Annotated in this window: 8 protein-coding genes and 1 pseudogene; 6 read left to right on the top strand and 3 right to left on the bottom strand. The window is 60.7% G+C overall.

Annotated elements, in window-relative coordinates:
• Window positions 1-8: 8 nt before the first annotated feature.
• The 3 genes from D8U18_RS05615 to D8U18_RS05600 all read right to left on the bottom strand — a co-directional run bounded on the left by D8U18_RS05615 (window position 9) and on the right by D8U18_RS05600 (window position 2,963).
• Window positions 9-620, bottom strand: coding sequence for a Yip1 family protein (locus tag D8U18_RS05615; protein ID WP_131107241.1), 612 nt, complete (start codon window positions 618-620; stop codon window positions 9-11).
• A 98-nt stretch (window positions 621-718) separates the two neighbouring features.
• Window positions 719-1,576 carry an SDR family oxidoreductase gene (locus D8U18_RS05610; RefSeq protein WP_131107240.1) on the bottom strand — a complete coding sequence of 286 codons (858 nt, stop codon included), beginning with the start codon at window positions 1,574-1,576 and terminating at the stop codon, window positions 719-721.
• A 232-nt stretch (window positions 1,577-1,808) separates the two neighbouring features.
• Entirely contained in the window at window positions 1,809-2,963 is a 1,155-nt protein-coding gene (locus D8U18_RS05600) for a PatB family C-S lyase (RefSeq protein ID WP_131107239.1), read from the bottom strand.
• Window positions 2,964-3,282: 319 nt separating this feature from the next.
• Between D8U18_RS05600 and fdnG the strand changes: the two are divergent.
• The 6 genes and pseudogenes from fdnG to selB all read left to right on the top strand — a co-directional run bounded on the left by fdnG (window position 3,283) and on the right by selB (window position 12,260).
• Window positions 3,283-6,349: pseudogene (gene fdnG / locus D8U18_RS05590) on the top strand (formate dehydrogenase-N subunit alpha).
• On the top strand, window positions 6,350-7,285 hold the full coding sequence (gene fdxH / locus D8U18_RS05585) for a formate dehydrogenase subunit beta (RefSeq protein WP_131107238.1): 936 nt from the start codon (window positions 6,350-6,352) through the stop codon (window positions 7,283-7,285). It abuts the pseudogene before it with no gap.
• Window positions 7,282-7,944, top strand: a complete 663-nt coding sequence (locus D8U18_RS05580) for a formate dehydrogenase subunit gamma (RefSeq protein ID WP_131107237.1) — start codon at window positions 7,282-7,284, stop codon at window positions 7,942-7,944. The genes fdxH and D8U18_RS05580 overlap by 4 nt, the downstream gene beginning before the upstream one ends.
• A gap of 3 nt (window positions 7,945-7,947) precedes the next feature.
• On the top strand, window positions 7,948-8,874 hold the full coding sequence (gene fdhE, locus D8U18_RS05575) for a formate dehydrogenase accessory protein FdhE (RefSeq protein ID WP_131107236.1): 927 nt from the start codon (window positions 7,948-7,950) through the stop codon (window positions 8,872-8,874).
• A 51-nt stretch (window positions 8,875-8,925) separates the two neighbouring features.
• Window positions 8,926-10,356 carry an L-seryl-tRNA(Sec) selenium transferase gene (gene selA / locus D8U18_RS05570; protein WP_131107235.1) on the top strand — a complete coding sequence of 477 codons (1,431 nt, stop codon included), beginning with the start codon at window positions 8,926-8,928 and terminating at the stop codon, window positions 10,354-10,356.
• Complete coding sequence (gene selB / locus D8U18_RS05565) at window positions 10,353-12,260, top strand: selenocysteine-specific translation elongation factor (protein WP_131107234.1); 1,908 nt, start codon at window positions 10,353-10,355, stop codon at window positions 12,258-12,260. The genes selA and selB overlap by 4 nt, the downstream gene beginning before the upstream one ends.

The following is a 12,260-nucleotide window of genomic DNA, read 5'->3' as shown; positions in this document are numbered from 1 at the left end:
TTCGGTGTTCAACCGACAGTAGCGCGCAAATACTCAGGCGTAAGCACGTTGAACCACAGCAGGATCATTTCCACCAGGATGGTCACCAGCACCAACAGCCCGACGCCCCAGACGCAAGCGGAGTTGAGCAGGCCTTGTTCCTTGCGCTCATGCATGAACGTCGGCAAGCCAACGAACAGCAGGAAGGTCGAGTAGATCGACGCCGCGCCTAACACCAGGATGGCCAGCCAGCGGCTCGGGTACAGCCCCGCAATACCGGCGAGGAAAAACGGGGTGACGGTGTAGGCGGCAAAACCGATGCATTGATTGAGAGTCGGGCGTGCGTCGAAGGTACGCGACATCCAGCTGATGAACATGCCCATTACGGCGACGCCCACGAGGATGCTGACGTAAAGCAGTATGCACAGTTGTAACGCACTGGCCGCGCTGAGCTTGACCGTTTCGTTTTCCGCCAGGCTCCAGCCTACGTAGGTGGTCCCAATGAACAGACACACCGGGGGGATCAAAGCCAGCAACAGCAAATGTGCAAGATAATGACGTGGATGCGCTTCCTCTTCCTTGCGAATATCCGTCCACGCATAGTTCGGTTGAGTAAACAGCTTGACGATAGGTGCGGACATGGCGACCTCCTGATATCCAAAGGCCCGCCTGAGGTGGGCCTATGGAGTGTTGAGCGCCGCAAGCGTCGACCGGTTCCATTTTTCGGGATCGCCGGGCATCAGAGGATAGGCTTGCCACCCGTGACGCCAAAGCGCTGGCCGGTGATGTAGCTGCCTTCGTCGCTTGCCAACAGCACATAGATGGGTGCGACTTCAACCGGTTGCCCGGGGCGCCCAAGGGGGGTATTGCCACCAAAATCCTGCACCTTGTCTTCAGGCATGGTCGAAACGATCAGCGGCGTCCAGATTGGCCCAGGCGCGACGCTGTTTACCCGAATGTTCTTCGGTCCCAGCATCTGGGCAAGGCCGGCAGAAAAATTGGCAATCGCGCCCTTGGTGGTGGCGTACGCCAGCAGCGTCGGGTTAGGAAAGTCCGAGTTGACCGAACTGGTGTTGATGATCGAGCTGCCCGGCTGCATATGTTTGAGTGCTGCCTGGCAAATCCTGAAAATGGCCGTGATGTTGACGTCGAAGGTCATCACCCATTCTTCATCGGGAATGTCTTCGAGGTTTTCGTGGGTCATCTGGAAAGCGGCGTTGTTGACCAGCACATCGATGCGTCCGAAGCGCTCGACGGTTTTTTCGACCAGTGCCTGGCAATGCACTTTGTGCGCCAGGTCGCCGGGTAGCAACAGGCATTGGCGCCCAGCCTGTTCGACCCAACGGGCGGTTTCCTCGGCATCTTCCTGTTCATCAAGGTAGGCAATGGCCACATCCGCGCCTTCACGGGCAAACGCTATCGCCACCGCACGGCCAATGCCGCTGTCGCCACCAGTGATCAGGGCAATCTTGCCGTTCAGGCGTCCCGAGCCTTTATAGCTTTGCTCGCCACAGTCCGGGTACGGATCCATTTTGCGCTGGGAGCCAGGGACGGGTTGCTGTTGTTTCGGGAAGGGCGGTTTTGGGTATTCGTTCATCATCAATCTCCGGTCTCAGGCGGGGGAGTCAAAGGGTTGACCCTGGCGTTTTGGCTTGAGTTCGGTTGGATTTTTGATGGTGGGAAAACGTTAGCATCCTGTGGCGAGGGAGCTCGCTCCCGTTGGGCTGCGCAGCAGTCCTTTTCAGGGCCGCTTCGCGCCCGAGCGGGAGCGAGCTCCCTCGCCACAGGTACAGTGTTCGTCCTTAAGTGCGCTCCTGCCGGGGGATTTGTCAGGCCCTGAGGTTGCGCAAACTGCGCTCCATCCGCGCAATGCCTTCTTCGAGCAGCGAGCGCGGGCAGCCGAAATTCAAGCGCACGAACTGCCGGCCGTCATCACCGAAATCCAGGCCCGGGCTCAAACCGACCTTGGCCTGTTCGAGGAAGAATTGCTGTGGGTTGTCCAGCCCCAGCGCCGAGCAGTCCATCCAGGCCAGATAAGTGCTCTGCGGCACGTTCATGCTGATGCCCGGCAAGCGGCTGCGCACGGCGTCGACCAGATAATCACGATTGCTTTGCAAATAGTCCTTCAGCGCGGCCAGCCATGGCCCGGCTTCGCTGTAAGCGACGCGCGTGGCTTCCATGCCCAGCGGGTTGACGCTGTCGACCATGCCGCAGCGGGCATGGTTAACCTTTTCGCGCAGGTGGCGATCCTGAATGATCATGAACGAGGTTTTCAGCCCGGCGATGTTATAGGCCTTGCTCGCCGACATCAGCGTAATGGTGCGCTGGGCGATTTGCGGGCTGAGGGAGGCCATCGGAATGTGCTGGCGGCCGTCGAAGCACAGTTCGGCGTGGATTTCGTCGGAGATGATCCAGGCACCGTGCTCCAGGCAGATGTCGGCGATCGCTTGCAGTTCGGCCCGAGGGAATGCTTTGCCCAATGGGTTGTGCGGGTTGCTCAGCAGCAGGGCGCCACCACCTTGCAGCGACTGGCTCAAGGCAGCCAACGGCGTGGTGTAGGTGCCGTCGGATTGCGGGTCGAAACTCAACTCCACCTTGTTCAGGCCCCAATGCCCTGGCGCGTGGCGCAGCGGCGGGTAGTTCGGCACTTGCACGACAACATTCTGTTGCGGCTGCACCAATGCCTTGAGGGCCATGTTGAAGCCCGATTCGACACCCGGCAGGAAGATCAGCTCTTGCGGCTCGACTCGCCAGGCGTACTTGTTCCACAAATCAGCAACGATGGCTTCGCGCAGGTCATCCTGAGCCACGCTGTAGCCAAGCAACGGATGCTCCAGACGTTTTTGCAAGGCCTGGACGATCACTGGTGGTGCCGCGAAATCCATGTCGGCAACCCACATCGGCAACACGTCGGCCGGGTAGCGGCTCCACTTGGTACTGCCGGTGTGGTGGCGGTCGAACACCTGATCAAAATCGAAAGTCATGCGCAAATCTCGTAAAGGCTGGTTAATCATGCCGGCCATGATAAGCGCCAATCCCCGGCAACACATCCCCTGTGGGAGCTGGCTTGCCAGCGATGGGGGCCGGTCAGAAGGCGAAATGGTTGAATGACACGACGCTATCGCTGGCAAGCCAGCTCCCACAATGTTCTGTGGTTGTCCGCAAATGCCCGACGGTCGGTTGTCATGGTGATTTCGACAGCCTTGTCTACTATTTCAGGTGTCGGCAGCCAGACTGCCGCCACCGTGATTGTCCAGAAAAGTCCGGCAACGCACCGGATTTCCACCTGATCAGGAGTGCACGATGGACCTCAGCCGTCGTCAGTTCTTCAAGGTCGCTGGTATCGGCCTTGCTGGTTCGAGCCTGGGCGCGTTGGGCATGGCCCCGACAGCCGCTTTCGCCGAGCAGGTGCGCCACTTCAAGCTTGCCCACACTCGAGAAACCCGCAACACCTGTCCGTACTGCTCGGTCGGCTGTGGGTTGATCATGTACAGCCAGGGCGATGCAGCGAAAAATGTCGCGCAAAACATCATCCACATAGAAGGTGACGCCGACCACCCGGTCAACCGCGGCACCCTTTGCCCCAAAAGGCGCAGGCCTGCTGGACTTCATTCACAGCCCCGGGCGCCTGCAATATCCGCAGGTACGCAAACCCGGCAGCTTGGAATGGACCCGCGTCTCCTGGGACGAAGCACTCGACCGCGTGGCGGACCTGATGAAGGCCGACCGCGACGCCAATTTCATCGAGAAGAATGCCCAGGGCCAAACGGTCAACCGCTGGCTGACCACCGGTTTCCTTGCGGCATCGGCGGCGTCCAACGAGGCGGGTTACATCACCCACAAGGTCATTCGCAGTCTCGGCATGCTGGGGTTCGATAACCAGGCGCGTGTCTGACACGGCCCGACGGTGGCAAGTCTTGCCCCGACGTACGGCCGTGGTGCCATGACCAACCACTGGACCGATATCGCCAACGCGAATCTGGTTCTGGTGATGGGCGGCAACGCAGCAGAAGCGCACCCGTGCGGCTTTAAATGGGTGACCGAAGCCAAGGCGCACAACAAGGCGCGCTTGATCGTGGTCGATCCGCGTTTTACCCGGACCGCCTCGGTGGCCGATTACTACGCGCCGATTCGCACCGGCACCGACATCGCCTTCATGGGCGGGTTGATCAATTACTTGCTGACCGAGGACAAGATCCAGCACGAATACGTGCGTAACTACACCGACGTGTCGTTCATCGTCAAAGCCGGGTATGGCTTCGAGGACGGTATTTTCAGTGGCTACGATGTCGACAAGCGCCTGTACACCGATAAATCCGGCTGGGGCTACGAGCTCGGTGAGGACGGTTTCGTCAAGGTCGACCCGACGCTGCAAGACCCGCGTTGCGTCTATCAATTGATGAAGCAGCACTACAGCCGTTACAACATCGACCTGGCCAGCCAGATCTGTGGCATGCCGGTCGATGCCATGCAGAAAATCTGGGAGGAAATCGCCACTTGCTCGCAACCGGGCAAGACCATGACCATTCTCTATGCCTTGGGCTGGACCCAGCACTCGATTGGCGCCCAGATCATCCGTAGCGCAGCGATGGTGCAATTGCTTTTGGGTAACGTCGGCATGCCGGGCGGGGGCGTGAATGCCTTGCGCGGGCACTCCAATATCCAGGGCCTGACCGACCTGGGGCTGCTGTCCAACTCACTGCCCGGTTATCTGACCCTGCCGGGCGACGCCGAACAGGATTACGCCGCCTACATTACCAAGCGTACGCAAGTCCCCTTGCGTCCGGGGCAGTTGTCTTACTGGCAGCATTACAGCAAGTTCCATGTGAGCTTGATGAAGTCCTGGTACGGCGCCAACGCCACCGTCGAGAACAACTGGGCTTTCGATTACTTGCCGAAACTGGACATTCCTCAGTACGACATCCTCAAGGTGTTTGACCTGATGGGTCAGGGCAAAGTCAACGGCTACATGTGCCAAGGCTTCAACCCCATCGCCGCGCTGCCCGATAAAAACCGGGTGATGGTTGCGCTGGCCAAGCTCAAATGGCTGGTGGTGATGGACCCGCTGGCCACTGAAACATCTGAGTTCTGGCAAAAAGTCGGGCCGTTCAACGACGTCAACAGCGCCGATATCCAAACTGAAGTGATACGCCTGCCCACCACCTGTTTCGCCGAAGAAGACGGTTCGCTGGTCAACAGCAGCCGCTGGCTGCAATGGCACTGGAAAGGTGCCGACGGTCCCGGCGAAGCACGCACCGACGTACAGATCATGAGTGAGCTGTTTCTGCGGTTGCGTCAGCGTTACCAGGCCAATGGCGGCAAATTCCCCGACCCGCTGCTCAAGTTGTCGTGGCCTTACAAGATCCCTGACGAACCTTCGCCCGAGGAACTGGCCAGGGAAATCAACGGCACGGCCATCACCGATATTACCGACGCCACGGGCGCGGCCATCAAGGCCAACGCCCAGCTGGCCGGTTTTGGTCAGCTCAAGGACGATGGCAGCACGGCGTCCGGTTGCTGGATTTTCTGTGGCAGCTGGACAGAGCTGGGCAATCAGATGGCTCGTCGCGACAACAATGACCCGTTCGGCATGCATCAGCATCAGGGTTGGGCGTGGGCCTGGCCGGCGAACCGGCGGATTCTCTACAACCGCGCTTCAGCGGACTTGCAGGGCAAACCGTGGGATCCGCACAAACGCCTGGTGTGGTGGAACGGCAAAGCGTGGGCCGGCACCGATGTGCCGGACTACAAGGCCGATGTTCCACCGGAAGCCGGGATGAATCCGTTCATCATGAACCCCGAGGGCGTGGCGCGTTTCTTCGCCGTCGACAAGATGAACGAAGGCCCGTTTCCCGAGCACTACGAACCGTTCGAAACGCCGATCGGCATCAATCCTTTGCACCCGAGCAACAAAAAAGCCACCAGTAACCCGGCAGCGCGGATCTTCGATTCGGTGTGGGATACCCTCGGCGTTGCCAAGGATTACCCGTACGCCGCGACCAGTTACCGGTTGACCGAGCATTTCCACTTCTGGAGCAAGCACTGCAAGCTCAATGCGATTACCCAGCCTGAGCAGTTTGTGGAAATCGGCGAAGTACTGGCCAAGGAAAAGGGGATCGTGGCCGGTGATCGGGTGCGGGTCAGCAGCAAGCGCGGGTTTATCGAAGCGGTGGCGGTGGTGACCAAGCGGATTCGTCCGCTGCAGGTCAACAATCAGGTCGTGCATCAGATCGGCATCCCGCTGCACTGGGGGTTTACCGGCCTGACCCGTCACGGCTACCTGACCAACACCCTGGTGCCGTTCCTCGGCGATGGCAACACACAGACCCCGGAATCCAAGTCATTCCTGGTCAACGTGGAGAAAGTCTAAATGGCCAGCCAAGACATCATTGCCCGCTCGGCCACCACCACGCCCGCGCCATCGGTGCGTGGTGTGGAGGAAGTCGCCAAACTGATCGATACCACCAAGTGCATCGGCTGCAAGGCCTGCCAGGTCGCATGCTCGGAGTGGAACGAGCTGCGCGACGAGGTCGGCCACAACCTCGGCACCTACGACAACCCCCATGACCTGACTGCCGACACCTGGACCTTGATGCGTTTCACCGAGCATGAAACCGATGCCGGTAACCTGGAATGGCTGATCCGCAAGGACGGTTGCATGCATTGCGCCGAACCGGGTTGCCTGGCGGCATGCCCCAGCCCAGGGGCGATCATCAAACATGCCAATGGTATCGTCGATTTCGACCAGGACCATTGCATCGGCTGCGGTTACTGCATCACCGGTTGCCCGTTCAACATTCCGCGGATCTCGCAAAAAGACCACAAAGCCTACAAATGCACACTGTGTTCGGACCGTGTTTCGGTTGGCCTTGAGCCGGCCTGTGTAAAAACCTGTCCAACCGGTGCCATTGTGTTCGGTACCAAGGACGACATGAAGGAACACGCGGCTGAACGCATCGTCGACCTGAAAAGTCGTGGTTTCGACAATGCAGGTTTGTACGATCCCGAAGGGGTCGGCGGCACGCACGTCATGTACGTGCTGCATCACGCCGACACACCAAGGCTGTATGCCGGTTTACCCGATCATCCGGCGATCAGTCCCTTGGTGGGCTTGTGGAAAGGCATCAGCAAACCCTTGGCGCTGCTGGCCATGGGCGCGGCGGTGCTGGCCGGGTTCTTCCACTATGTGCGCATCGGACCGAACCGGGTTGAGGAGGATGAGCACCCGGTTCCGCCGGATACTTCGGTTCATCAGGTCGATCCTGCGGTGCACACCTACGACCCACGCGGGGAGGGCAGGCCATGAACAAGACCATCCTGCGCTACACCAGCAACCAGCGCACCAACCACTGGCTGGTGGCGATTCTGTTCCTGATGGCCGGGCTGTCCGGGCTGGCGTTGTTCCACCCGGCGCTGTACTGGCTGAGCAATCTGTTTGGCGGTGGCCCCTGGACTCGCATTCTGCATCCGTTCATGGGCGTATTGATGTTCGTGTTTTTCCTTGGGCTGGTGTTCAGCTTCTGGCGTTCCAACTACTTCATTGCCAATGATCGCCTGTGGCTAAGGCGCATCAATCGGGTGATGGCCAACAACGAGGAAGAAGTACCGCCGGTGGGCAAATACAACGCCGGGCAGAAGTTGCTGTTCTGGACTTTACTGCTGTGCATGCTGGTGCTGCTGTTCAGCGGCCTGGTGATCTGGCGTGCATATTTCAGTGCCTACTTCGGCATCACCAGCATTCGCTGGGCCATGCTGCTGCATGCGCTGGCGGGTTTTGTGCTGATCCTGAGCATCATCGTGCACATTTATGCGGGCATCTGGATCAAGGGTTCGGTCAGCGCCATGACGCACGGTTGGGTCAGTCGTGCCTGGGCCAGGAAACACCACGAACTCTGGTATCGCCAAGTGACTCACGATGAGACGCGCGACGTACCTCCCGAGCGACCGATCACCAAAAAGGGCTGACGCTTGCCAACCATTCTTGAACCCGGAGAAATCGAAGCGGCGGCCAGTTCGCCGCCGTTTCTGCACCTTCCACCGCACAACCTGTTCAGCCTGCGTGCAGCACGCCTGGAGCAATTGGCTGTGGGTCATCCGTTGGCCGACTATTTACGCTTGATCGCAGACCTGTGTCGGGTGCAACAGCAGATCCTGGACGATCCGCCGCTTGGCGAGCCACTCGACGCACAACGCATCGAGCTTTGCCGACACCACGGATTGCCGCCGTTCGCCGCCGACAGCCTGACTCGCGAGGACGACTGGCAAGCGTATCTGGACGCCTTGCTGCAACGCTATGTACCGCCAGCGCAACCGGCGGTAAACGATGCATTGGCCACGTTGCGCACAGCCAGCCCGGGCCAGCGTCGTGCGTGGGCCGTGGCGCTGGTCAGCGGCCAATATTCGCTGGTGCCGGCAGCGTTGGTACCGTTTCTCGGTGCTGCCCTGCAAGCGGCCTGGAGCCATTGGCTGCTCCGCACGCCGAACCTGCAGCTCAAACCGGGCGACAGCCTCAGCCAATGCCCGTGTTGCGGCTCGCCGGCCATGGCCGGGGTGATTCGCAATCGTGGCAAGCACAACGGTCTGCGGTATCTGGTCTGCTCGTTGTGCGCCTGTGAATGGCACGTTGTGCGGGTCAAATGTGTGTATTGCGAGCAGAGCAAGGGCCTGGAATATCTCAGCCTTGAAGACGATCGCCACGCCGCCAACCAGGCACCGCTGCGCGCCGAAATGTGCCCGAGCTGCAACAGCTACCTGAAACTGCTCTACCTGGAAAACGATGCGGCCGCTGAAGCGTTGTCGGCGGATTTGAGCAGCCTGATGCTCGACATGCGCCTGGCCCAGGACGGCTATCACCGCCTGGCACCGAATCTGTTACTGGCTCCGGGAGACGAATGACCACAGCGTCTACACTCTGGCGCGACGGTCTTTCTATTTCAGGAGCGCCCGATGTCCGCCAGCGGTGCCAGTGCCAACCTGCGATTGCCTTCCATCGACAGCCTGTTGCGTCATCCGGCGTTTCAGCCTTTGGCCGAGCGTTATGGGCGCGACGCGTTGCTGGCGACGTTGCGACAATTGCTCGATGAATTGCGCGAAGCTGTACAACAGGGTTTGCTCCAAGCGATCGAAGTCAGTCCTGAAGTGTTGGCGGGCAGGGCGGGCGAACGGCTGCAGGTGCAACACCGCAGCCATGTGCGGCGGGTGTTCAACCTCACCGGAACCGTATTGCATACCAACCTTGGGCGGGCGTTGTTACCGCAAGAGGCGATTGACGCAGTACAAATGGCCGCACGCTACCCGCTCAATCTGGAATTCGACCTCAACAGTGGCAAACGCGGTGACCGCGACGATCTGATCGAAGGCTTGATCCGCGAACTGACCGGTGCCGAAGCAGTGACGGTGGTCAACAACAATGCCGCCGCCGTGCTGCTGACCCTCAACAGCCTGGGCGCGCGCAAGGAAGGCATCATCTCTCGGGGTGAATTGATCGAAATCGGCGGTGCCTTCCGCATTCCCGACATCATGGCCCGCGCCGGGGTAAAACTGCATGAAGTCGGCACCACCAACCGTACCCATGTCCGCGACTATGAAGCCGCCATCGGCCCGCGCAGCGGTTTGATCATGCGGGTGCACGCGAGCAACTACAGCATTCAGGGCTTCACTGCTTGCGTACCGACTGCCGAGCTCGCACAACTGGCGCACCGGCATGGGTTACCGCTGCTCGAAGACCTTGGCAGTGGCAGCCTGCTGGACCTGACGCGCTGGGGGTTGCCTGCTGAACCGACGGTGCGCCAGGCGCTGCTCGATGGTGCGGATATCGTCACCTTCAGCGGTGACAAATTGCTCGGCGGGCCGCAGGCCGGGTTGATTGTCGGGCGCAAGGAACTGATTGGCAAAATCAAGAAAAACCCGCTCAAACGCGCGTTGCGAGTCGACAAACTGACCCTGGCCGCCCTTGAAGCGGTGCTCGGCTTGTACCGCAATCCGGATCGACTGGCCGAACGTCTGCCAAGTCTGCGTTTGCTGACCCGGCCACAGGCCGACATCCTCGCCCAGTCCGAGCGCCTGCAACCGGCCTTGGCCAAACAATTGGGCGAAAGCTGGAATGTCAGCGCGACGGCAGCGTTGGGGATGATCGGCAGCGGCAGCCAACCGGTGGCTAGATTACCGAGCGCCGCGCTGTGCCTGCGCCCGAACACCAGCAAGCGCCTGCGCGGACGCTCGCTGATGGCGCTGGAATCTGCATTGCGGGCGTTGCCGATTCCGGTGCTTGGGCGCATCGATGACGACGCCCTGTGGCTCGACTTGCGGCAACTCGATGATGAACCGACGTGGCTGGCGCAGCTCGATCAATTGAAAGTGGAGGACCGGGCAGGGTGATTGTCGGCACGGCGGGGCACATCGACCATGGCAAGACTGCGTTGCTCCAGGCCCTGACCGGGCAGGCGGGCGACCGGCGCCGGGAAGAGCGCGAGCGCGGCATGACCATCGACCTTGGCTATCTCTACGCCGAGCTGGTGCCCGGCGCACCGCTGACAGGTTTCATTGATGTGCCGGGTCATGAGCGCTTCACCCACAACATGCTGGCCGGGGCGCAGGGCATCGATCTGGTGTTGCTGGTGGTGGCTGCCGATGACGGCGTGATGCCGCAAACCCGCGAACATCTGGCCATCGTCGAACTGCTTGGCATCGCCCGTTGCATTGTGGCGATCACCAAGTGCGACCGGGTCGAACCTTCCCGAGTGAACATCGTGCGCGAGCAGGTCAGCGCATTGTTGGCACCTGGGCCTTATGCGGCAGCGCCATTGATTGCGCTGTCGAGCGTCACCGGGCAGGGCGTAGATACCTTGCGCGAGGCGCTGCTGCAAGCGCAAAACCAGGTCGCGCAACACGGACTCGACGGTGGTTTTCAGCTGTCCATCGACCGGGCATTCAGTGTCGCCGGCGCCGGTATCGTGGTAACCGGCACGGCCGTGTCCGGCCAGGTCGCGGTGGGCGATACATTGATACTCGGCCCGCTCGGCAAAACCGTGCGCGTGCGCGGCTTGCATGCGCAAAATCAGGCGGCCGATGTGGCGGTGGCCGGGCAGCGTGTCGCGTTGAACATCAGCGGCGAACGCTTGGCGCTGGAGCACATGCATCGCGGTCAGTGGCTGGTGTCAGAATGGCTGTACGCGCCGACTCAGCGCCTGGACATCGACTTTCAGTTACTCCCCGCTGAGCCACGCGCGTTTGAGCATTTTCAGCCGGTTCACGTACACATCGGCACTCATGACGTTACCGGGCGTGTGGCATTGCTGGAGGGCGCGAGCGTGGCACCGGGCGAGCGGATGTTGGCGCAGATCCTGCTCAATTCGCCGGTGCAAGCCGTGAAGGGCGATCCACTGATCGTGCGTGACCAGAGCGCGCAACGGACCCTCGGCGGTGGACGCGTACTTGACCCGTTCGCCCCCAGCCGACATCGCCGCAGCCCGGAGCGACTGGCGCAGTTGCAGGCGTTGGCCGCGAGTAATCGCCTGGAAGATGCCCTGCCGGTGTTACTGGCCAACAGCGCTACCGGGTTCGATCCGCAACGTCTGGAGCGCCAGTTCAACCAGCTTCGAGCGAACTGGTCACTGCCCGATGACGTGCGCCTGATCGAATCACGGCAGTCTACCGTGTTGTTCAGCACCACCCGGTGGCAGACATTGCAGGATGAGCTGTTGCAACACCTGACACGCTTTCATCAAATGGAACCCGATCAAATGGGGCCGGACCGCGATCGCTTGCGTCGATTCGCCGGTTTTGCCCTCGACCGCTCGACATTCATGAGCCTGCTCGACCATCTACTCAGCCATGGCGCCATCACTGCGAGTGGGCCGTGGCTGCATTTGCCCGACCACCAGGTGCGCCTGAGCGCGGCGGATGAAGCGCTGTGGCTGCAATTGCAGCCGCTGTTCGACGCGGCGGGTTTCGATCCGCCATGGATACGCGAGCTGGGCCACGACGAAGCCGCCGTGCGATTGCTGCTGCGCAAAATGGCCAGGCTTGGGCGGGTGCATCAGATCGTGCGTGACTTGTTTTACACCGACGCAACGCTCCATCGCCTGGCGGCTATGCTGTTGCAACTGGCCGATGAGAATCCGGTGATCCAGGTCTCGGCATTTCGTGATGCCGTGGGGCTGGGCCGCAAGCGCAGCATTCAGATTCTCGAATACTTCGATCGTCTGGGCCTGACGCGACGCGTTGGCGATCGTCGCCAGATTCGTCCGGACAACGCCCTGGCCCGGCGAACCGGGCACTGA

It is taken from the genome of Pseudomonas sp. Sample_10 (assembly GCF_004321495.1).
Taxonomy (GTDB): Bacteria; Pseudomonadota; Gammaproteobacteria; order Pseudomonadales; family Pseudomonadaceae; genus Aquipseudomonas.
This window is presented reverse-complemented; position numbering and strand designations above follow the sequence as displayed.

Bases quoted from the DNA above. Each gene is read 5' to 3' on its own strand.
- D8U18_RS05610 (WP_131107240.1), bottom strand. From the start codon at position 1,576: ATGAACGAATACCCAAAACCGCCCTTCCCGAAACAACAGCAACCCGTC.
- D8U18_RS05580 (WP_131107237.1), top strand. From the start codon at position 7,282: ATGAACAAGACCATCCTGCGCTACACCAGCAACCAGCGCACCAACCAC.
- D8U18_RS05615 (WP_131107241.1), bottom strand. From the start codon at position 620: ATGTCCGCACCTATCGTCAAGCTGTTTACTCAACCGAACTATGCGTGG.
- selA (WP_131107235.1), top strand. From the start codon at position 8,926: ATGTCCGCCAGCGGTGCCAGTGCCAACCTGCGATTGCCTTCCATCGAC.
- fdxH (WP_131107238.1), top strand. From the start codon at position 6,350: ATGGCCAGCCAAGACATCATTGCCCGCTCGGCCACCACCACGCCCGCG.
- D8U18_RS05600 (WP_131107239.1), bottom strand. From the start codon at position 2,963: ATGACTTTCGATTTTGATCAGGTGTTCGACCGCCACCACACCGGCAGT.